Raw genomic sequence first — 21,866 nt, 5'->3', positions numbered from 1 at the left:
ATCTACGTCGACTTCGAGCGTAACGGCAAGAAATACACGCTGATCGACACGGCCGGCCTGCGCCGCCGCGGCAAGGTATTCGAAGCGATCGAGAAATTTTCGGTCGTGAAGACGCTGCAGTCGATCTCCGACGCGAACGTCGTCATTCTTCTGCTGGATGCGCAGCAGGACATTTCCGACCAGGACGCGCACATCGCCGGCTTCGTCGTCGAGCAGGGCCGCGCGCTCGTGATCGGCGTCAACAAGTGGGACGGCCTTGACGAGCATGCGCGCGATCGCGCGAAAGCGGATTTGACCCGCAAGCTGAAATTTCTCGACTTCGCGAAATCGCATTTCATTTCGGCCACGAAGAAGACCGGCATCGGTACGCTGATGCGCTCGGTCGACGACGCGTACGCGGCGGCGATGGCGAAGCTGCCGACGCCGAAGCTCACGCGCGCGCTGATCGAGGCGGTCGAGTTCCAGCAGCCGCGCCGTCGCGGCCCGGTGCGTCCGAAGCTGCGCTACGCGCACCAGGGCGGCCAGAATCCGCCGATCATCGTCATCCACGGTAACGCGCTCGACGCCGTGACGGAAACGTACAAGCGTTACCTGGAAAACCGGTTCCGCGAAACTTTCTCACTGACAGGGACTCCATTGCGCATAGAGTTCCGTTCGTCGAACAATCCGTACGCGGACAAGAGCTGAAGACGTCTGTTACACGCGTCACGCAAGGGGTTGGCCGCAAGGCCTACGCCCCGGGCGGGCCAGTTAAAATCGGCTATAGTGTAGCGATTGGCGCCGGATCTCTTTTTCTTCGCCGCCAGTCCAGATCAACCTGCAAAAAAAGATGGAGTACGCCATGAGCAACAAAGGGCAATTGTTACAAGACCCGTTTTTGAACGCACTGCGCAAAGAGCACGTTCCCGTTTCGATCTACCTCGTCAACGGCATCAAGCTTCAAGGGAACATTGAATCGTTCGACCAGTACGTCGTGTTGCTCCGTAATACGGTGACCCAGATGGTGTACAAGCACGCCATCTCGACGGTCGTGCCGGCGCGCCCGGTGAATTTCCACCCGGACGCGGAAGCCTCGTCCTAACCTATCGCAGCGGCCGGCATCCGGTCGCCGCGAGCGACCGATGCCAGCCGCCTTATCTTGACACCTGAAAATTTGATCAACGCAGCGCTCGTCGGCATCGATTTCGGCAAGACCGATTTCGAAGCCAGTCTCGAAGAACTCAGTCTTCTCGCCTCCAGCGCGGGGGCCCGTCCCGCAGTCACCCTCACGGGTCGTCGCTCCAGTCCCGATGCCAAGATGTTCATCGGCAGCGGCAAAGCCGAAGAACTCCGGCTCGCCTGTGACGCGCACAACGTCGAAATCGTCATCTTCAACCACGCGTTGGCGCCCGCCCAGCAACGTAATCTGGAGCAGGCACTTAACAGGCGCGTGGTCGATCGCACCAGCCTCATCCTCGACATCTTTGCACAGCGTGCCCGCAGCCACGAAGGCAAGCTGCAGGTCGAGCTCGCGCAGCTTCAGTACCTGTCGACGCGGCTCATTCGCGCGTGGACCCACCTTGAGCGGCAGAAGGGTGGTATCGGCCTGCGCGGCCCCGGTGAAACCCAGCTCGAAACCGACCGCCGGCTGATCGGCGAACGCATCAAGATGCTGAAGTCGCGGCTCGACCGGTTGCGCCGGCAACACAGCACGCAACGCCGCCAGCGCGCGCGCAGCGGCACGATGTCGGTGTCGCTCGTCGGCTATACGAACGCGGGCAAGTCGACGCTGTTCAACGCGCTGACGAAGGCGCAGGCCTATGCGGCCGACCAGCTGTTCGCCACGCTCGATACGACGTCGCGGCGCGTGTACCTCGGCGACGAGGTCGGCCAGATCGTCGTGTCGGATACGGTCGGGTTCATCCGCGAGTTGCCTCACCAGCTGGTCGCCGCATTCCGCGCGACCCTCGAGGAAACGATCCACGCGGATCTGCTGCTGCACGTGGTCGATGCGTCGAGCGCGGTCAGGCTTGAACAGATCGAGCAGGTCAACGGCGTGCTGCACGAGATCGGCGCGGACACGATCCGCCAGGTGCTGGTGTTCAACAAGATCGACGCCGTGCCTGAGCTGGCGGCCCGCGGCGACGCGGTCGAGCGGGACGAGTATGGTAATATTTCGCGCGTCTTTTTGAGCGCGCGCACCGGTCAGGGTCTTGATACGTTGCGTGCCGCCATCGCCGAAATCGCCTCCGCGGAACACCTTTCCAGCGCGACGTTACCCAACGGCGCGCTCGACGGCGCGCCCGCTGAACCACACGAAGACCACACGATTTCCGAACACGGGCGCTAACCGGTCCCGGCCGGTTCGCCGGCGTCTAATCTGGTGAACAAACTCTGGTGAACGAATACAACGAGCGGAGTACCTGGCGGCGGATGCGCGCCTTGCTGTCGATCAACGATCCCCGCTGGGGACGCGGCGAAGGCAATGGCAAAGACGGATCCCGTCCCCGCCCGAACGAATCGAAGCGGCCGCAAGGCGGCGACGGCGATGGTCCGCCCGATCTCGACGAGATGTGGCGCAACTTCAACCGGCGCCTGAACGGCCTGTTCGGCGGCAAGGGCGGCAACGGCTTCCGTCCTGACAACGGGCGTGCCGCGCGCGTCGGCGTGGGCATCGTGATCGGCGTGCTGGTCGCGGTCTACGCGGGCAGCGGGCTGTTCGTCGTGCAGGAAGGGCAGACGGGCGTCGTGCTGCAGCTCGGCAAGCTGTCGGGCACGGTCGGCCAGGGCGTGCACTGGCGCGCGCCGTATCCGTTCGCGTCGCACGAGATCGTCGATACGTCGCAGGTCCGCTCGATCGAAATCGGCCGCAACAACGTCGTGCGTCTCGCGAACGTGAAGGAAGCCGCGATGCTGACGCGCGACGCCGATATCGTCGACGTGCGCTTCATCGTCCAGTACCGCATCCGTTCCGCGACCGATTACCTGTTCCGCAGTGTCGACCCCGAGCGCAGCGTCTCGCAGGCCGCCCAGGCTGCGGTACGTGCGATCGTCGGCACGCGTAGCGCCGCCGACGTGCTGAACCAGGACCGCGACGCACTGCGCGAGCAGCTCTCCGCCGCGATCCAGCGCGACCTCGATCGCTACCAGTCGGGGCTCGAGGTGACGGCCGTCACGATGCAGAGCGTTGCGGCGCCCGAGCAGACGCAGGCCGCGTACGGTGAAGTCGCGAAGGCACGCGACGAGCGCGAGGCCGCGAAGCGCGCCGCGCAGACGTATGCAAACGACCTGCTGCCGAAGGCGCAGGGCGATGCGGCGAAGCTCGTCGATGAAGCGAAGGCGTATGCCGATCGCGTGGTCACGCAAGCCGAAGGCGATGCCGACCGCTTCAAGCAGGTCTATGCGCAGTACTCGAAGGCGCCCGCGGTGATCCGCGAGCGGATGTATCTCGAGACGATGCAGGAAATCTATTCGAATTCGACGAAGGTATTCGTCGGCAACAAGGGCGGCAACAGTGTCGTCTATCTGCCGCTCGACAAGCTCGTCGAGCAGGGGCGACAAAACGCCGCGGCGTCCACGGGCGCATCCGTGCCCGATGCGGCGTCGGCACCGGCGGCGGTCGCGCCGGCTGCAGCGGCGCCAGCGAGCGCGGCGTCGGGCACCGACGTGCTGCGGTCGCGCGAGGCCTTTCGCAGCCGGTCGCGCGAAGACGATCTGAAGTAACGGGGAGCGCAGAACATGAACCGAATCATTGCGCTCGTCGTCGCAATCGTGATCGTTGCCTTCGCGGCATCGTCGACAGTCCTCACCGTCGATCCGCGCCATGCGGCCGTGCTGTCGGGGCGTGATGGCGCGCAGCCCGAACTCGCGGACCCCGGTATCCATTTCAAATTGCCGCCGCCGCTGCAGACGGCCACGCTGATCGACACGCGCCTGCAATCGCTCGAGTCGTCGGATCCGCTGCAACTGGCAACCGAAGACAAGCACGACTTGCTCGTCGCCTACGCGGTGAAGTACCGGATCAGCGATCCGATGAAGTATTTCACGACGACGGGCGGTGACCCGTCGGCAGCCGGCGACCGTCTCGCCGGCGCGCTGAAGAGCGCACTTGGTGACGCGTTCGGCAAGCGCGCGCTCGACGACGCGCTCGGCGGCCAGCGTGCGATCGCCGATGCGGCCCGCGACGAAGTGAAGCCGAAGGCGGCTGGTTTCGGCGTCGACGTGATCGACGTCCAGCTGACGCGCGTCGACTTGCCCGCTGCGCAGACCGATGCCGTCTATCAGCGGATGATCGGCGCGCTGCGCGATCAGGCGGCGCAGGTGCGTGCACAAGGCGCGGCTGACGTCGAACAGATCAAGGCGGACGCGGAACGCGAACAGCAGGCCGTGCTTGCGAACGCGTACAAGTCCGCGCAGACGATCAAGGGCGAGGGCGACGCGAAGGCCGCCACGATTGCCGCCGACGCGTTCGGCCGCGATCCGCAGTTCTACCAGTTCTACGCGAGCCTGCAGGCTTACCGGAACACGTTCAAGCGCAACGACATCATCGTCGTCGATCCCGACAGCGAGTTCTTCCGCTTCATGCGCAGCCCGACGGGCGGTGCCGCACCGGCGGCGCCTGCTCCCCGCAAACACTGACCTTGGGGCGCCGCGTCGAGCGGCGCCGTCGCTCGCATGGACCTGGCTGGCTCGTTGTTGCTCGCAGTAGCGCTGATGCTGATCATCGAGGGGGCGTTCCCCTTCGTGTTTCCCGTCGCCTGGCGCGACACGTTTCGTAGAATAGCGGAGCGTCCGCCGCATCATATCCGGATCGGCGGGCTGATCGTGATGGTGCTCGGGCTCATACTGCTGCTGCTCGCTACCTGACCGGGGACCTGATCCGGACGGCGCATCCGCCGTTCGTCCCGCCCGAATTCAGCATTTCCGATTCACATCGCGGCGCGCGTGTCGCGCGCTGTTTCCCGTCGTAGGACCGTACCGATGTCGACCTGGTTACTTCCCGAGAATATCGCCGACGTACTGCCGTCGGAAGCGCGCAAGATCGAAGAACTGCGCCGCAGGCTGCTCGACCGCTTTCGTTCATATGGCTACGAAATGGTGATGCCGCCGCTGCTCGAGTATCTCGAGTCGCTGCTGACGAGCGGTGGCGCCGACCTGCGCCTGCGCACCTTCAAGCTGGTCGATCAGCTATCGGGTCGCACCCTCGGCCTGCGCGCAGACATCACGCCGCAGGTCGCGCGGATCGACGCGCACTTGTTGAACCGCCAGGGCGTGACGCGCCTCTGCTATGCGGGCCACGTGATGCATACGCGTCCGCGCGGCCTGCACGCGACGCGCGAGCAGATCCAGATCGGCGCCGAAATCTACGGGCATGCAGGCCTGGAGGCCGACCTCGAGATCCAGCAACTGATGCTCGACGCGCTGCATCTCGCGGGCCTGTCGCGCATCCGTCTCGACCTCGGCCACGCGGGCGTGCTCGCGGCGCTGCTGGCGCGTGATGCGCAGGCCGCCGAGCGCGGCGAGTCGCTGTACGACGCGCTGTCGGGCAAGGACGTGCCGCTGCTGAACGAGCTCACCGACGATCTCGGTGCCGATACGCGCGCCGCGCTGCGCGCGCTGCCGCATCTCTATGGCGACGCGAGCGTGCTCGCCGAGGCGCGCGCACGCTTGCCGGTCTTGCCCGAAATCACGCGGGCGCTCGACGATCTGGCGCAGCTCGCGGCGCAGGCGAAGGGGGCCGAGGTGGCGATCGATCTCGGCGACCTGCGTGGCTATGCGTATCACAGCGGCGCGATGTTCAGCGCCTACATCGATGGCGTGCCGAACGCGATCGCGCGGGGCGGCCGGTACGACCACGTCGGTCAGGCGTACGGCCGTGCCCGTCCGGCTACGGGCTTCTCGCTCGACCTGCGCGAGCTCGCGCGAATTTCGCCGGTCGAGGCGCGCGGCACCGCGATTCTCGCGCCGTGGGCACAGGACGACGCGCTGAGCGCGGCCGTCGCGGCGCTGCGCGATTCGGGCGAGGTCGTGATCCAGGCGCTGCCGGGTCACGATCATGTGCTCGACGAATTCGCGTGCGACCGGTCGCTCGTCGAGCGCAACGGCGCATGGGTGGTCGAACCCCGATAAACAGGCGTTCGCGGGACCTGCTTCGGCGTGCATATCGTTGAAGCGAAACGGAAAAATTCGGAATCGCCCGCGAACATAGGTAGAATACGTTTTTAACCAGCTAACGAATCAACATGTCTGCCAGCGCAGTGAACGTGACTCCCGGGCGCAATGTCGTCGTCGTGGGAACGCAATGGGGTGATGAAGGCAAGGGCAAGATCGTCGACTGGCTGACGGACCACGCTCAGGGCGTCGTGCGTTTCCAGGGCGGTCACAACGCCGGCCACACCCTCATCATCGGCGGCAAGAAAACGATCTTGCGCCTCATTCCGTCGGGCATCATGCGTGAAGGCGTCGCCTGCTACATCGGCAACGGCGTCGTCCTGTCCCCCGAAGCACTGTTCAAGGAAATCGGCGAGCTGGAAGAAGCCGGCGTGAACGTGCGCGACCGCCTGTTCATTTCCGAAGCCACGACGCTGATCCTGCCGTACCACATCGCGATCGACCAGGCGCGCGAAGCGCGCAAGGGCGCGGGCAAGATCGGCACGACGGGCCGCGGCATCGGCCCCGCGTACGAAGACAAGGTCGGCCGCCGCGCGCTGCGTGTGCAGGACCTGTTCGATGCGAAGACCTTCGCCGACCGTCTGCGCGAAAACCTCGATTTCCACAACTTCGTGCTGACCCAGTACCTGGGCGGCGCGGCTGTCGATTTCCAGGCCACGCTCGACACGATGCTGGGTTATGCCGACCGCCTGAAGCCGATGGTGGCCGACGTGTCGCGCCGCCTGTACGACGCGAACAATGCGGGCCAGAACCTGCTGTTCGAAGGCGCACAAGGTACGCTGCTCGACATCGACCACGGCACCTATCCGTTCGTCACGTCGAGCAACTGCGTCGCAGGTGCGGCGTCGGCTGGCGCGGGCGTGGGTCCGCAGAAGCTCAACTACATCCTCGGCATCACGAAGGCATATTGCACGCGCGTCGGCTCGGGCCCGTTCCCGAGCGAACTGTACGATGCGGACAATCCGCAGCGTCAGGACCAGGTTGGCGTCACGCTCGCGAATGTCGGCAAGGAATTCGGTTCGGTCACCGGCCGTCCGCGCCGCACGGGCTGGCTCGACGCAGCCGCGCTGCGCCGCTCGATCCAGATCAACGGCGTGTCGGGCCTGTGCATGACGAAGCTCGACGTGCTGGACGGCCTCGACGAAGTCAAGCTGTGCGTCGGCTACAAGATCGACGGCAAGGATGTGGACATCCTGCCGCGCGGTGCCGCTGACGTGGCCCGTTGCGAGCCCGTATACGAAACGTTTGCCGGCTGGAAGGAAAGCACGGTCGGCATCAAGACGTGGGAAGCCCTGCCGGCGAACGCGCAGGCTTACCTGACCCGTGTCCAGGAAGTGGCTGGCGTGCCGGTCGACATGGTGTCGACGGGTCCGGACCGCGACGAAACGATCCTGCTCCGCCATCCGTTCAAGGTGTAATTTTCAGATGACGCAGCAAATCACGATGACGGCGGCAGACTTGATGACCGATCCGCGCAACGACGACAAGAACCTGTGGGTAGGCTGGGACGAGTATCACCGTCTCATCGAGTTGCTCGCGCTCCAGGTGCATGCATCGGGCTGGAAGTTCGACCAGATCCTGTGCCTCGCGCGCGGCGGCCTGCGCGTCGGCGATCAACTGTCGCGCATCTACGACGTGCCGCTCGCGATCCTCGCGACGAGTTCGTACCGCGAAGCGGCCGGCACGGAGCAGGGCGACCTCGATATCGCGCAGTACATCACGATGACGCGCGGCAACCTGGCGGGCAACGTGCTGCTGGTCGACGATCTCGTCGATTCGGGCGTCACGCTTGCGCGTGTGCAGGAGCACCTGAAGGAGCGCTACCCGTCGGTGACGGCCGTGCGCTCGGCCGTGCTCTGGTACAAGGGTTGCTCGAAGGTCAAGCCCGACTATCACACGCAGTTTCTGCCGACGAATCCGTGGATTCATCAGCCGTTCGAGGAGTGGGACACGGTTCGCCCGCACAACCTCGAGGCGTGGATCAAGCGCGGTCGCGCACAGCGCGAGGGCTCGGGCGCATAAGCGGCCGGCCAATCGAAGGAAAGCCTTGTACGGCGCCGCTTGCGGCGCCGTTTTTCATTGGGGCGCCGTACGCGCTGGCGCCGCGCGCACCGTGGATCCGGTAGGCAGACGCCGCTGCCCCGGCTATGATTGGCAGCCCTGCCACAGCTCGCGCCGGATTGCATGCGCAGCGTGGATCACGTGGCTACAAGGCAACAGAGCAGGACGGCGTTTCACGGGGGCGCGAGTAGAATAGCGCTCGTTTTGTCCGACCCGGACCCGATTATTACGCTTCATATGAACGACACGATCCACGCGACCGACGCAGCACACGCGCCGCATTCGACGCAACAACATTCGATGCGGGCGCTAGCGATAGCAGCCATCGGCGTCGTGTTCGGCGACATCGGCACCAGCCCGCTGTATTCGCTCAAGGAGGCGTTCAGCCCCGCACACGGCATTCCGCTCACCGAAGCATCGATTCTCGGTGTGATCTCGCTGCTGTTCTGGGCCATCATCCTGGTGGTCGGCATCAAGTACCTGCTGTTCGTGATGCGGGCGGACAACAACGGCGAAGGCGGCGTGCTCGCGCTGATGGCGCTGTCGCTGCGGCCGCTCGACTCGAAGACCCGCGTCGCGGGCGCGCTGATGGCGCTCGGGATCTTCGGCGCGTGCATGTTCTACGGGGACGCGGTGATCACGCCGGCGATCTCGGTGATGTCCGCGGTCGAAGGTCTCGAAATCGCGACGCCGCACCTGTCCCATCTCGTGCTGCCGATCACGATCGTGATCCTGATCGCGCTGTTCTGGATCCAGCGCCACGGCACCGCGCTGGTCGGCAAGCTGTTCGGCCCGATCATGGTGCTGTGGTTCGTCGTGATCGCGGCGCTCGGCGTGTACCACATCGTGCGCGTGCCGGGCATCATGGCGGCCATCAACCCGTATTACGCGGCGTCGTTCATGGCCGATCACCTGCTGCAGGCCTACGTCGTGCTCGGCTCGGTCGTGCTGGTGCTGACCGGTGCGGAAGCGCTCTACGCGGACATGGGCCACTTCGGCGCGAAGCCGATCCGCATCGCCGCCTACGGGCTCGTGATGCCGTCGCTCGTGCTGAACTACTTCGGCCAGGGCGCGCTGCTGATCCAGAATCCGAAGGCGATCGAGAACCCGTTCTTCCTGCTGGCACCCGAATGGGGGCTGTTGCCGCTCGTCGTGCTGTCGACGGTCGCAACCGTGATCGCGTCGCAGGCGGTGATCTCGGGCGCGTATTCGCTGACGTCGCAGGCCATCCAGCTCGGCTACGTGCCGCGCATGAAGGTGCTGCACACGTCGGAACTGGCGATCGGCCAGATCTACGTGCCGGTCGTGAACTGGCTGCTGCTGTTCGTGATCCTCTGCATCGTCGTCGGCTTCAAGAGCTCCGACAACCTCGCGGCTGCGTACGGCATCGCGGTGACGGCGACGATGGTGATCACGACCGTGCTCGCCGCGGTCGTGATGGTGAAGGTGTGGAACTGGAACCGGCTGCTGGTCGGCGCGATCATCGCGGTGTTTCTCGCGGTCGACCTCGGCTTCTTCGGCGCGAACCTGCTGAAGGTCGCTCAGGGCGGCTGGCTGCCGCTCGGCATCGGCGCGCTGCTGTTCTTCCTGCTAATGACCTGGTACAAGGGGCGTCACATCGTCAAGGAGCGCACGGCGGCCGACGGTATCCCGCTCGAGCCGTTCCTGCAGGGGCTGCTCGCGCATCCGCCGCATCGCGTGTCGGGTACCGCGATCTACCTGACCGGCAACGACAAGCTCGTGCCCGTCAGCCTGCTGCACAACCTGAAGCACAACAAGGTGCTGCACGAGCGCACCATTTTCCTCACGTTCGTCACGCGCGACTTTCCTTACGTGCGAGACGACAAGCGCCAGTCCTCGCGTGATGCAGGCGGCGGGTTGTATATCGTCAAGGCCGAGTACGGCTTCAACGAGACGCCGGACGTGAAGGCCGTGCTCGAGGAATTCGGCCGCACGCACGACATGACGTTCGAGCTGATGGATACGTCGTTCTTCCTCGCGCGCGAAACCGTCGTGCCGACGCATCTGCCCGGGATGTCGATCTGGCGCGAGCGCGTGTTCGCATGGATGCACCAGAACGCTGCGAAGCCGACCGACTTCTTCTCGATCCCGGCGAACCGCGTGGTCGAACTCGGGACGAAGATCGAAATCTGATCGAGGGCGGCGCGCGGGCCGTTCAACCGCGCGCCGTATTTGCCGAAGTCATGAAAAAGCCCGCCTTTCGGCGGGCTTTTTTGTCTGTCGCGAAAGCTGGCGAATGCTCAGCGCTTCAGCTTCGCGAACGCTGCAGCCATTGCGCCAGCCGGTTCCGGCTCGCGCGAACGCTGCGGGCGCGCCGCGCCGCGCCCCGCGTTGCCGCGATCCTGGCCGCCGCGCGACGACATGCCGGGCGCCGCCGCGTCGTCGTCGAGGCGCATCGTCAGCGCAATGCGCTGGCGCTTCACGTCGACGTCGAGCACCTTCACCTTGACGACCTGGCCGGCTTTCACGACTTCGTGCGGATCCTTGATGAACTTCGTCGACATCGCGGATACGTGGACGAGGCCGTCCTGGTGGACGCCGATGTCCACGAACGCGCCGAACGCGGCGACGTTCGTCACGACGCCCTCGAGCGTCATGCCGGGCACGAGGTCCGACACCTTTTCGACACCTTCACGGAACGTCGCGGTCTTGAATTCGGGGCGCGGATCGCGGCCCGGCTTCTCCAGTTCGGACAGGATGTCGCGCACGGTCGGCAGGCCGAAACGTTCGTCAACAAATTCCGCCGGGGACAGACCCGACAGCGCTTCGCGGTTGCCGAGCACGTCGTCGATGCGCTTGCTGATCTTCGCGAGTATCCGCTCGACGACCGGATACGCTTCCGGGTGCACCGACGAGCGGTCGAGCGGATTCTCGCCGCCGTTGATGCGCAGGAAGCCGGCGGCCTGTTCGAAGGTCTTGTCGCCGAGGCGCGGCACCTTGCGCAGGTGCTCGCGCGACGGGAATGGGCCATTTGCATCGCGGTAGTCGACGATGTTGCGCGCGAGCGTCGCGTTCAGGCCCGATACGCGGGCGAGCAGCGGGGCCGACGCGGTATTCGCGTCGACGCCGACCGCGTTCACGCAGTCCTCGACGACCGCGTCGAGCGAGCGGGCGAGTTCGCGCTGGTTCACGTCGTGCTGGTACTGGCCGACACCAATCGCCTTCGGCTCGATCTTCACCAGCTCGGCGAGCGGATCCTGCAGGCGGCGTGCAATCGAGACGGCGCCGCGCAGCGACACGTCGAGTTCCGGGAATTCCTTCGCGGCCAGCTCGGATGCCGAATAGACCGATGCGCCGGCTTCCGACACGACGATCTTCTGCAGGCGCAGCTCCGGGTGTTTCGCGATCAGTTCGCTCGCGAGCTTGTCGGTTTCACGCGACGCGGTGCCGTTGCCGATGCTGATCAGCTCGGCCTGCGTCTGCGCGGCGATGCGTGCGAGTTTCGCGATCGAGCCATCCCAGTCGCGGCGCGGCTCGTGCGGGTAGATCGTGTCGGTCGCGAGCACCTTGCCGGTGCGGTCGACGACAGCAACCTTCACGCCCGTGCGCAGGCCGGGGTCGAGACCGATCACGGCCTTCGGGCCGGCCGGCGCAGCCAGCAGCAGGTCGCTCAGGTTGCGCGCGAACACGCGGATCGCTTCCGTTTCGGCCGTTTCGCGCAATTGCGTGAGCAGCTCGTTCTCGATGTGCGGCTGCACCTTCACACGCCAGCACCAGCGGCATACGTCGGACAGCCATTTGTCGGCCGGGCGGTTCTGGTTCGCGATGCCGAAATGGCGCGCGATCATCGCCTCGCCCGGATGCGGCACCTGCGCGTCGAGTTCTTCGCCGAGGCCGAGCTTGACCGTCAGCACGCCCGCGTTGCGGCCACGGAACAGCGCGAGGGCGCGGTGCGACGGCACGGTCTTGATCGTTTCCGCGTAGTCGTAATAGTCGCGGAATTTCTCGCCTTCCTCGTTTTCCTTGCCCTCGACGACGGCCGACGACACGACGCCCTGGTTGTGCAGGTAGTCGCGCAGCTTGCCGAGCAGCTCGGCCGTCTCGCCGAACTGTTCGGACAGGATGTCGCGCGCGCCGTCGAGCGCGGCCTTCACGTCGGCTACACCCTTCTCGGCGTCGACGTACGCGGCTGCCTCGGCCTGCGGGTCGAGCAGCGGGTTCGCGAGGAGGGCCCGGGCGAGCGGCTCGAGGCCGGCTTCGCGGGCGATCTGCGCACGCGTGCGGCGCTTCGGCTTGTACGGCAGATAAAGGTCTTCGAGCACCTGCTTGCTGTCGGCCGCGTCGATCGCGGCGCGCAGTTCGTCGGTCAGCTTGCCCTGTTCGTCGATGCTCGACAGGATCGCCGCACGGCGATCTTCAAGCTCGCGCAGATACAGGAGGCGTTCCTCGAGCTGGCGCAACTGCGTGTCGTCCAGGTTGCCGGTCACTTCCTTGCGGTACCGGGCAATGAACGGAACGGTCGAGCCTTCGTCGAGGAGTTGCACTGCCGCCGTGACCTGGCGCGGCTGGACGGACAGTTCGGTGGCGATGCGCTGTACGATCTTGAGTGCTACGGTTTCCGTCATGTCGTGGATGATCTGCCTGCTGAAATCGCGGCGGGGGCCGGCAGGCCCGAAGCGGCGGGCTGCGTGGCGGGCCCGTCGGGCCGGATGCCGCGGGTGAGTGAAGCGGGGCATTTTGCCATAAATGGCGGAGCGTCCAGCCGGGGGTGATAGAATTTGACACATGTCCCGCAGCTTTCCTACGACGTTGCCAACTTCCCGAATTTCTCTCGTCGCGCTCGGCGCAGCGCTCGCCGCGGCTTTGTCTGCCGGGCCTTCCGGCGCGTTCGCGCAAGCTTCGGATGCGACCGCGCCGGCCGCCGCCGCGGCTGCGCCCGTGACGGCCACGGCCGCACCGGATTTCGACGCCCGTCAAAAAGTGCTCAATCAACGTTCCGCAGAAAACGATTATCGTTATGCGGTGGCCGAGCACGATTGCTACAGCAAGTTCTTCGTCAATCACTGTCTCGGCAAGGCACGTGAACAGATGCGCGACGAGCGGGCGAGCATCCGCCAGGAGCAACTCGCGCTCAACGACGAGCAGCGGGCCGTGCGTGCGCAGCAGCGCGACCAGCAACAGGCGCTGAAGGCGGCGCAGAACGCGGCGGAAGCACCGCAGCGCGCGGCGAACGACGCGGCAAACGCGGCTGCATTCCGCGACAAGCAGGAGCAGAATGCGCTGAAGCAGGCGCAGCGCGGCGCGGAAGGGCCGCAGCGCGCGGCGAACAAGCAGGCATACGACCAGAAGCAGGGCGACTTCCAGCGTAAGCTCGACCAGGCGCACCAGCAGGCCGCGCAGAAGGCGCAGGAGCGGGCGGACAACGCCGCGCGCTACGAGCAGAAGCAGAAGGAAGCCGTGCAGCACAAGGCCGATGTCGAGCAGCGTCAGAAGGAAGCGGCCGAGAAGGCGCAGCAGAAGCAACAGCAGGGGCAGTAACGTGTTGGATTGATCGAGACCAGTCTCGGGCGCGCTGGCACGCCGGTCGGCGCGCTGCTTCGATGAGGAGGCAAGTATGCAAAACCGTCACACGGAACAGCAGCAGGAATTGCACAACCGTTTGGCTGCATTGCAGGAGCAGCACCAGCAGCTCGCTCGGGAGATCGAGCTGAAGGAAGGGCACTCCGACATCGACGACATCACGCTGCACAGGCTGAAGAAGGAAAAGCTGGCGGCCAAGGACAAAATCATTTTGCTGCAATCGCAGCTGGAACCGGATAAGCGCGCCTGAGCGCGGCCTGGCAAGCGCCGGCGCCGCCCGGGCGCTGGACACAGGAACGCTTGCCTTGAATTCACCGCTTGAAGCCACCCCCGATGCCCGGCGCGACGTGTCGCCTGCCGGGCGCGCTCGTGCGCCCGAAGGCACCTTTGAGCTGAGCCGCAAGCGCGTCGACGAACTCGACACGATCTTCGGCGAAGGCGGATTGCTGGCGCGCGCGCTGGACGGCTATCGGCCGCGTACGTCGCAGATCGAGATGGCGCGCGCCGTCGCGTCCGCGATGGAAGCGTCGGCGCGCCGCATGCCCGAGCCCGAGATCTTCGAAACCCGCAAGCGGCCGGCGCGTCGCCTCGGCGACGGCGACAAGGCAGCCGAAACGGGCGCGGACGCCGCGGCAGCCGAAGTCGACAGCGATGCCGGCGACAACACGCTGATCGTCGAGGCCGGCACGGGTACCGGCAAGACCTACGCTTACCTCGTGCCCGCGATGCTGTGGGGCGGCAAGGTGATCGTGTCGACCGGCACGAAACACCTGCAGGACCAACTGTTCGCGCGCGACATCCCGACCGTGCGCAACGCGCTCGCGGTGCCGGTGTCGGTCGCGATGCTGAAGGGCCGTGCCAACTACCTGTGCCACTACTACCTGCAACGCACGGCCGACAACGGCCGGTTGCCGTCGCGGCAGGATACGGCCTATCTGCAGGAAATCGTCCGTTTCGCGAAGATCACGAAGAGCGGCGACAAAGCCGAGCTCGCGAGCGTGCCGGAAACGGCGCCCGTGTGGTCGATGGTCACGTCGACACGTGACAACTGCCTCGGCCAGGAATGCCCGCATTACAAGGAATGCTTCGTGATGCAGGCGCGGCGCGAGGCGCAGCAGGCCGACGTCGTCGTCGTCAATCACCACCTGTTCTTCGCGGACATCATGCTGCGCGATACGGGGATGGCCGAGTTGCTGCCGAACGCGAACACAGTCATCTTCGACGAAGCGCACCAGTTGCCCGAAACGGCGACGCTGTTTTTCGGCGAGACGCTGTCGACGACGCAGATCCTCGAGCTCGCCCGCGACACGGTGGCGGAAGGCCTGAGCCACGCCCGCGACGCGGTCGAGTGGGTGAAGCTCGGCGGCGATCTCGAGCGCGCGGCGCGCGACTTGCGCCTTGCGTTCGCGAACGACCAGATCGTCCGCATGTCGCTCGCCCAGCTCGGCGATGATCACCCGATGTTCGGCGCGCTCGATGCGCTCGAGGCTGCGCTCGACGCGCTGGCGTCGGCGCTTGCCAGCCAGGCCGAGCGGGCGGAATCGCTCGGCGCATGCCTGCGGCGCGCACGCGAGCTGCAGGACCTGCTGGCCGGCTGGGTCGCACCCGGCGCGACGGAAGCGGCGGCAAAGGCCGATGCAACAGCGGCCGGCGACAAGGCGGCATCCGACGGCGATCCGAACGAGAAGGTGCGCTGGGTCGAAGTGTTCGCGCATACGGTCCAGCTGCACGAAACGCCGCTGTCGGTCGCGCCGATCTTTGCCAAGCAGCGCGCGGGCGTGCCGCGTGCCTGGGTGTTCACGTCGGCCACGCTGTCGGTGCGCGGCGACTTCACGCACTATGCGGCGCAAATGGGCCTCAGCTCGCGTCGCTCGATGACGCTCGCAAGCCCGTTCGACTACCAGTCGCAAGGGCTGCTGTACGTGCCGCGCAACCTGCCGCAACCGTCTTCGCCGGCGTTTACCGACGCCGTCTTCGACGCCGCGCTGCCGGCGATCGAGGCGTCCGGTGGCGGCGTGTTCATGCTGTGCACGACGCTGCGCGCGGTCGACCGGATCGCGTCGAAGCTGCGCGACGTGATCGAGTCGCGCGGCTGGAACACGCCGCTGCTCGTGCAGGGCGATGCGAGCCGTACCGAGCTCCTCGACCGCTTCCGCGCATATGGCAACGCGATCCTGGTCGGCAGCCAGAGTTTCTGGGAAGGCGTCGACGTGCGCGGCGACGCGCTGTCGCTCGTCGTGATCGACAAGCTGCCGTTCGCGCCGCCGGACGATCCGGTGCTGGCCGCGCGGCTCGACGCGCTGACGAAGAAGGGGCTGAGCCCGTTCGCCGTGCACCAGCTGCCGCAGGCCGTGATCACGCTGAAGCAGGGCGCGGGCCGGCTGATTCGCGCGGAAACGGATCGCGGCGTGCTGATGATCTGCGACACGCGGCTCGTCGACAAACCCTACGGGCGCCGGATCTGGCAGAGCCTGCCGCCGTTCAAGCGGACCCGCGAGATCGCGGTCGTTCAGGACTTCTTCGACGAGCACCGTTCGGCAAAGCGCTCCTGACGGTGCGTGCGGCGAGCGTCGCGCGATTGCACCGGTGCCGCCTGAATGCGGCGCCAATAAAAAAACCCGGCTCGATGGCCGGGTTTTTTTCGTGCAGCGCGGGCTGTACGGGGCGTTCGTCAGAACTGCCACCACGACTTCTTCGAGCCGGGGCGCGAGTGGCCCGTGACGTACGGGCTGTCGGGGAACGTGCCGGCGAGCACGCGCTTCGTGTCCTCGGCGAGTTCCGGCTGGTTCAGCTTGCCGTACGACAGGATCATGATGTGCAGCGCGTCTTCGATCGCCGGGGCGCCCTTGTAGTCCTTGATCGCGAGCTGCGCACGGTTGATGGCCGCGACGTAGGCGCCGCGCCGGTAGTAGTAGTCGGCTGCGTGCACTTCGTGCGATGCGAGCGCGTTGACGATGTAGCGCATCCGCGCGGCGGCGTCGGGCGCGTACTTGCTCTTCGGGAAGCGGTCGACGACGACCTTGAACGCATCGTACGATTCGCGCAGTGCCTGCGGATCGCGCTCGCTCATGTCCTGGCCGGAGAAGCGGCCGAACAGGCCGAGATCGTCGTTGAAGTGGATCATCCCCTTCAGGTAGTACGCGTACGGGATATCCGGATGATCGGGGTGGAGCTGGATGAAGCGATCGACGGCCTGGTCGGCGGCGGCCGCTTCGTTATCCTTCCAGTTGCAGTATGCAACGTTGATCTGCGCCTGCTGCGCGAAATGGCCGAACGGATCGCGACCTTGCAGCGATTCGAAATATTTCGCGCACTTGCCCCAGTCGCCGCCGGACAGTGCGTCCTGGGCCTCTGAGTATAATTTGTTGTTCGACCAGGTAGCCGTCTCGTCCTGCTTCTGCGGCAAGCCGTGGCAGCCGGCGATGAGGGCCGCGGCCGCTACCGCCGCAGCCCGGGCGGCGACGGTTCTGGCCGTGCGTTTGGTCGAATTCATCATGCTCGCATGTCCTAGCTTCAAGTCTCGGTGACCCAGTCTAAATGACCCGTTCAAGTTCGCAGAATGCCCAGCCGGGCACACCAAATCGCGAAGATTATAGCCCAAGCGATCGGCCCGCCGACGCTGCCTCGGGGGATTCCCTCGATGACGATCTGACTGGCGACGCAATGCAGCCGCCCGTCGTGCCGTCCGCAGCGGTCGATGAAGCACCGCGCGTCGTCGAAGTGCCGATGTCGCTCGCGGGCGAGCGCCTCGACAAGGCGCTCGCCCAACTGTTCCCCGAATTCTCGCGCAGCCGCCTCCAGAGCTGGATCGAGGCGCAGCGCGTGCTCGTCGACGGCGCGCCGGCGAAGATCCGCCAGCCGGTGCCGCTCGGCGCGAAGATCGAACTCGTGCCCGACCTACTCCCCGAGCAGCTCGCCTTTACGCCTGAGCCGGTGCCGCTCGACGTGATCTACGAGGACGATGCGCTCGTCGTCATCAACAAGCCGGCCGGCCTCGTCGTGCATCCGGCCGCCGGCAACTGGAGCGGCACGATCCTCAACGGGCTGCTGCATCGCTACGGCGATGCGGCGGCCGGCCTGCCGCGCGCGGGGATCGTCCACCGGCTCGACAAGGAGACGTCGGGCCTGATGGTGGTGGCGCGCACGCTGGCCGCGCAGACGGACCTCGTGCGCCAGTTGCAGGCCCGCACGGTGAAGCGCCGCTATTTCGCGCTCGTGTGGGGCACGATGCCCGAGGAAGGCACGATCGACGCGCCGATCGGCCGCGATCCGCGCGAACGCACGCGCATGGCCGTCGTCACGGGCGCATCGGGCAAGCCCGCGCGCACGCATTTCCGCACGGTTGACACATGCCTGTGGCAACGTCAGCCGGTTTCGGCGATCCAGTGCGATCTCGAGACCGGTCGCACGCACCAGATCCGCGTGCACTGCGCGCACGCCGGGCACCCGCTGCTCGGCGATCCCGTGTACGGGCGCGCGCGCGGCAAGCGCTCGGTCACGCCGCTGCCAGACGGGTTCGCGCGGCAGGCGCTGCACGCATGGCGGCTCGGTCTCGTGCATCCGGTCACGGGCAAGGCGATGCAATGGCGCTGCCCGCTGCCGGACGACATGAACGCACTCGTCGCGGCGCTCGGCTTCGGGCAGGGTGACGAGGAATTCGACGACGATGACGGTGTCTACGATGATGACGATTTCGGCGGCGAGTATCACGATGACGAGCCGTACCTGGACGATGAGGAGGAGTGAGTGCCGATGACGAACCTGGCGCCGTTGACGTGGCAGGACTGCGTGCAGCCCGACTGGCAGGTGTCGCCGCGCGTGCGCGCGCTGATCACGACGCGTGACGGCGGCGTGAGCGAAGGCCCGTACGGGCGCTGGCAGGGCGGCGACGCGCTGCCGGGCGGGATGAATCTCGGCCTGCATACCGGTGACGACCCGGCCCATGTCGCCGGGAATCGCGCGCGCTTGCTGGCGCTGGCAGGCCAGTCGAATGCTGCCTGGCTCGAGCAGGTTCACGGCGCGCAAATCGTCCGAGCGGACGAGGTGATCGCGGCGGCGCCGATGGCTACGGCGCCGGTGCAGGCCGACGCGAGCGTCACCGACCGGGCGGGTGCCGTGTGCGTCGTGATGGTCGCGGATTGCCTGCCCGTGCTGCTGTGCGACACGCAGGGCCGCGCGGTCGGCGCCGCACATGCGGGCTGGCGCGGGCTGGCGGCCGGCATCGTCGAGCAGACCGCGGCGCGTGTCGCGGCACTCGCGGGCGCTGCGACGGACGCGCTTCATGCGTACCTCGGGCCGGCGATCGGCCCGCGGGCGTTCGAGGTGGGCGCCGACGTGCGTGACGCGTTTCTCGACACGGCTCCGCAGTCGGAGCATGATGAAACCCGGCTTGCGTTCGTCGCGATCGATGGCGCGCCGGGCAAGTTTCTCGCCGATCTCTACGCGCTTGCGCGCCTGCGTCTCGCGCGCGCGGGTGTTGCGCACGTGAGCGGCGGGACGGCCTGCACGGTCACCGAGCAGGCACGCTTCTATTCGTACCGGCGCGATCGCGTGACGGGCCGCATGGCAGCAGCGATCTGGCTGGCCGATTGACGGAATGCGCATGCACGTGGCGTTTATTGCGTCGCAAAATCGGGTTATCTCGATATTTTGGCTGCCACGCCGCGCTGCATTCGCGATTGAATGAAAAATCCCGAAGTCAAGTCAACCCAAATGGTTTATGTTTCGCCGGAACCCTTGTCCCGTCTGTTGTGCGAGGATTATCTCCGTACGGAAATGTTCAGCGGTTTGACATCGCGCTTCACATGGGGAAAACGATAATGATAAAAATACCGCACTGCGGCAGAATCTGGAGGCGCCTCTCCAGAGCATGACGGCCCGGCTCGCAGCCGGCATGCCGCGCGCGAGCAGGATTTCACGATAGACGCTCACGAATCACCGGTAAGGCAGGTAATGACAGCATCGAAAAAATCGTCGACGTCCGCTCAGGCGGGCACTTCCCCGGGCAGCATTGGTTTCGATCCGGCCGCCCAGCCGATGCAGCAGATGTTCGAATCGTGGTTGAACGCGTGGCGCGGTTTTGCAGATCCGGCACGCGCCGCGACTGCGTCTGCCACCGTGAATCCGTTCGCGACATTCCAGTTTCCGACATCGTTCCCGTTCCAGATGCCGTCGATGCCCGATTTCGGCGCGATGGCGTCGCCGTTCGCCGGATTGAAGCTGCCGGCCGCCGCGATTCCGCCCGAGCGGCTGCAGGCGCTGCAGGCCGACTATGCGCGCGATTGCATGGCGCTGATGCAGCAGGCCGCCGCGGCGAAGCTCGAGTCGCCCGAACTGAAGGACCGCCGTTTCAGCGGCGACGCGTGGAAGGCGTCGCCGGCGCATGCGTTCGCGGCGGCCTGGTATCTGCTCAACGCGCGCTATCTGCAGGAACTGGCCGACGCGCTTCAGACCGATCCGAAGACGCGCGAGCGCATTCGTTTCACGGTCCAGCAATGGACGGCCGCGGCCGCGCCGAGCAACTTCCTCGCACTCAATCCCGACGCACAGAAATCGATCCTCGAAACGCAGGGCGAAAGCCTGCGGCAGGGGATGATGAACCTGCTCGGCGACATGCAGCGCGGCAAGATTTCGCAGACCGACGAATCGCAGTTCGTGGTCGGCAAGAACCTCGGGTGTACTGAAGGCGCGGTCGTCTACGAGAACGACCTGATCCAGCTGATCCAGTACACGCCGAAGACGGACAAGGTGTTCGAGCGTCCGCTGCTGATCGTGCCGCCTTGCATCAACAAGTTCTACATCCTCGACCTGCAGCCCGAGAATTCGCTCGTCGCGCATGCGCTGTCGAACGGCCATCAGGTGTTCCTCGTGTCGTGGCGCAACGCGGACGCATCGGTCGCGCACAAGACGTGGGACGACTACATGAACGAAGGCCTGCTCGCGGCGATCGACGCCGTGCAGCAGGTCAGCGGCCGCGAGCAGATCAACACGCTCGGCTTTTGCGTCGGCGGCACGATGCTCGCGACCGCGCTCGCGGTGCTTGCCGCGCGCGGCGAACATCCGGCCGCGTCGATGACGCTGCTCACCGCGATGCTCGACTTCACCGACACCGGCATTCTCGACGTGTTCGTCGACGAAGCGCACGTGCAGATGCGCGAGCAGACCATCGGCGGCAAGAACGGCACGCAGCCGGGGCTGATGCGCGGCGTCGAATTCGCGAACACGTTCTCGTTCCTGCGGCCGAACGACCTCGTGTGGAACTACGTCGTCGACAACTACCTGAAGGGCCGCACGCCGGCGCCGTTCGACCTGCTGTACTGGAACAGCGACTCGACGAGCCTGCCGGGCCCGATGTACGCGTGGTACCTGCGCAATACCTATCTCGAGAACAAGCTGCGCGAGCCGGGCGCGCTGACCGTGTGCGGCGAGTCGGTCGACCTGACGCTGATCGACGTGCCGACTTTCATCTACGGTTCGCGCGAGGATCACATCGTGCCGTGGCAGACGGCCTATGCGTCCACGTCGATCCTGTCGGGCCCGCTGAAGTTCGTGCTCGGCGCGTCGGGGCACATCGCGGGCGTGATCAATCCGCCGGCGAAGAAGAAGCGCAGCTACTGGGTCAACGACAGCGACCTGCCCGAATCGGCGGACGACTGGTTCGCCGGTGCAATCGAGCATCCAGGAAGCTGGTGGACGACCTGGGTCGAATGGCTCGACCAGTACGGCGGCCGCAAGGTGGAGCCGCCCACCCAGCCCGGTAACGCGCAGTTCCCGGTGATCGAGCCGGCGCCGGGCCGTTACGTGTTGCAGCGCGATTGACGAAAACCGGACAGCGGCGCAGGCTGTCCGGTGCACCGCAGTTTTTTTAACAGGGCCGGTAGCGATGCGCCGTGTCGTGCGGGCCTGGAGGAAAGGGAAATGACGGACGTAGTGATCGTATCGGCCGCGCGGACCGCGGTCGGCAAATTCGGCGGTTCGCTTGCGAAGATTGCGGCGCCCGACCTGGGCGCGACGGTGATCCGCGCGGTGCTGGAGCGTGCGGGCGTGAAGCCCGAGCAGGTCAGCGAAGTGATCATGGGCCAGGTGCTGACGGCCGGTTCCGGGCAGAACCCGGC

Annotated in this window: 18 protein-coding genes and 1 pseudogene; 17 read left to right on the top strand and 2 right to left on the bottom strand. The window is 66.0% G+C overall.

Annotation, left to right across the window (positions count from 1 at the left end):
* The 10 genes from FFS49_RS39975 to FFS49_RS39930 form a co-directional block, all read left to right on the top strand.
* Positions 1 to 687, top strand: a 687-nt coding sequence (locus FFS49_RS39975; protein ID WP_137951064.1) for a GTP-binding protein, incomplete at its 5' end; no start/stop codon positions are given.
* A gap of 154 nt (positions 688 to 841) precedes the next feature.
* Complete coding sequence (gene hfq, locus FFS49_RS39970) at positions 842 to 1,081, top strand: RNA chaperone Hfq (RefSeq protein ID WP_006399927.1); 240 nt, start codon at positions 842 to 844, stop codon at positions 1,079 to 1,081.
* A 72-nt stretch (positions 1,082 to 1,153) separates the two neighbouring features.
* On the top strand, positions 1,154 to 2,329 hold the full coding sequence (gene hflX, locus FFS49_RS39965; RefSeq protein WP_171026909.1) for a GTPase HflX: 1,176 nt from the start codon (positions 1,154 to 1,156) through the stop codon (positions 2,327 to 2,329).
* Between the two features lie 47 nt (positions 2,330 to 2,376).
* The gene (hflK, locus tag FFS49_RS39960) at positions 2,377 to 3,702 is read left to right on the top strand and encodes an FtsH protease activity modulator HflK (RefSeq protein ID WP_105818536.1); all 1,326 of its coding nucleotides are present in this window, start codon (positions 2,377 to 2,379) and stop codon (positions 3,700 to 3,702) included.
* 15 nt (positions 3,703 to 3,717) lie between these two features.
* A complete protein-coding gene (locus FFS49_RS39955) occupies positions 3,718 to 4,617 on the top strand; it encodes a protease modulator HflC (RefSeq protein WP_105818535.1) in 900 nt (299 codons plus the stop codon).
* Positions 4,618 to 4,653: 36 nt separating this feature from the next.
* Positions 4,654 to 4,845 (top strand): DUF2065 domain-containing protein, encoded by a 192-nt coding sequence (locus FFS49_RS39950; protein WP_011352254.1) that lies wholly within the window; start codon positions 4,654 to 4,656, stop codon positions 4,843 to 4,845.
* A gap of 114 nt (positions 4,846 to 4,959) precedes the next feature.
* Entirely contained in the window at positions 4,960 to 6,108 is a 1,149-nt protein-coding gene (locus FFS49_RS39945) for an ATP phosphoribosyltransferase regulatory subunit (protein WP_047850793.1), read from the top strand.
* A gap of 113 nt (positions 6,109 to 6,221) precedes the next feature.
* Positions 6,222 to 7,568: an adenylosuccinate synthase gene (locus FFS49_RS39940; RefSeq protein WP_039360238.1), complete on the top strand. Its 1,347-nt coding sequence runs from the start codon at positions 6,222 to 6,224 to the stop codon at positions 7,566 to 7,568.
* A 7-nt stretch (positions 7,569 to 7,575) separates the two neighbouring features.
* The gene (locus FFS49_RS39935) at positions 7,576 to 8,172 is read left to right on the top strand and encodes a phosphoribosyltransferase (RefSeq protein WP_039360235.1); all 597 of its coding nucleotides are present in this window, start codon (positions 7,576 to 7,578) and stop codon (positions 8,170 to 8,172) included.
* 276 nt (positions 8,173 to 8,448) lie between these two features.
* Positions 8,449 to 10,365: a potassium transporter Kup gene (locus FFS49_RS39930; protein ID WP_039360232.1), complete on the top strand. Its 1,917-nt coding sequence runs from the start codon at positions 8,449 to 8,451 to the stop codon at positions 10,363 to 10,365.
* A 107-nt stretch (positions 10,366 to 10,472) separates the two neighbouring features.
* Here FFS49_RS39930 and FFS49_RS39925 read toward each other — a convergent pair whose 3' ends face one another.
* Positions 10,473 to 12,797 (bottom strand): Tex family protein, encoded by a 2,325-nt coding sequence (locus FFS49_RS39925; RefSeq protein WP_105818534.1) that lies wholly within the window; start codon positions 12,795 to 12,797, stop codon positions 10,473 to 10,475.
* 160 nt (positions 12,798 to 12,957) lie between these two features.
* On the opposite strand from FFS49_RS39925, the gene FFS49_RS39920 reads away from it, so the two are divergent.
* The 3 genes from FFS49_RS39920 to FFS49_RS39910 all read left to right on the top strand — a co-directional run bounded on the left by FFS49_RS39920 (position 12,958) and on the right by FFS49_RS39910 (position 16,304).
* Positions 12,958 to 13,710: a hypothetical protein gene (locus tag FFS49_RS39920; protein ID WP_071334575.1), complete on the top strand. Its 753-nt coding sequence runs from the start codon at positions 12,958 to 12,960 to the stop codon at positions 13,708 to 13,710.
* A gap of 76 nt (positions 13,711 to 13,786) precedes the next feature.
* Positions 13,787 to 14,002: a YdcH family protein gene (locus FFS49_RS39915; RefSeq protein ID WP_006478692.1), complete on the top strand. Its 216-nt coding sequence runs from the start codon at positions 13,787 to 13,789 to the stop codon at positions 14,000 to 14,002.
* 55 nt (positions 14,003 to 14,057) lie between these two features.
* Positions 14,058 to 16,304 carry an ATP-dependent DNA helicase gene (locus FFS49_RS39910; protein ID WP_047850795.1) on the top strand — a complete coding sequence of 749 codons (2,247 nt, stop codon included), beginning with the start codon at positions 14,058 to 14,060 and terminating at the stop codon, positions 16,302 to 16,304.
* A gap of 119 nt (positions 16,305 to 16,423) precedes the next feature.
* On the opposite strand, the gene FFS49_RS39905 is transcribed toward FFS49_RS39910, so the two are convergent.
* Positions 16,424 to 17,248, bottom strand: coding sequence for an outer membrane protein assembly factor BamD (locus FFS49_RS39905; protein ID WP_039360216.1), 825 nt, complete (start codon positions 17,246 to 17,248; stop codon positions 16,424 to 16,426).
* Between the two features lie 41 nt (positions 17,249 to 17,289).
* On the opposite strand from FFS49_RS39905, the gene FFS49_RS39900 reads away from it, so the two are divergent.
* The 4 genes and pseudogenes from FFS49_RS39900 to FFS49_RS39885 form a co-directional block, all read left to right on the top strand.
* Complete coding sequence (locus FFS49_RS39900) at positions 17,290 to 18,498, top strand: RluA family pseudouridine synthase (RefSeq protein WP_046545839.1); 1,209 nt, start codon at positions 17,290 to 17,292, stop codon at positions 18,496 to 18,498.
* A gap of 6 nt (positions 18,499 to 18,504) precedes the next feature.
* On the top strand, positions 18,505 to 19,344 hold the full coding sequence (gene pgeF, locus FFS49_RS39895) for a peptidoglycan editing factor PgeF (RefSeq protein ID WP_105818677.1): 840 nt from the start codon (positions 18,505 to 18,507) through the stop codon (positions 19,342 to 19,344).
* 360 nt (positions 19,345 to 19,704) lie between these two features.
* Positions 19,705 to 21,570, top strand: a complete 1,866-nt coding sequence (phaC, locus tag FFS49_RS39890) for a class I poly(R)-hydroxyalkanoic acid synthase (protein WP_105818533.1) — start codon at positions 19,705 to 19,707, stop codon at positions 21,568 to 21,570.
* Between the two features lie 99 nt (positions 21,571 to 21,669).
* A pseudogene (locus FFS49_RS39885) lies at positions 21,670 to 21,866 on the top strand (acetyl-CoA C-acetyltransferase); the annotation flags it as partial.

Source organism: Burkholderia sp. 4NA327C6 (assembly GCF_005502655.1).
Classification (GTDB): domain Bacteria; phylum Pseudomonadota; class Gammaproteobacteria; order Burkholderiales; family Burkholderiaceae; genus Burkholderia; species Burkholderia contaminans.
Note: the sequence above shows the minus strand (reverse complement) of the source record. Positions and strands in the feature narration are given on the sequence as shown.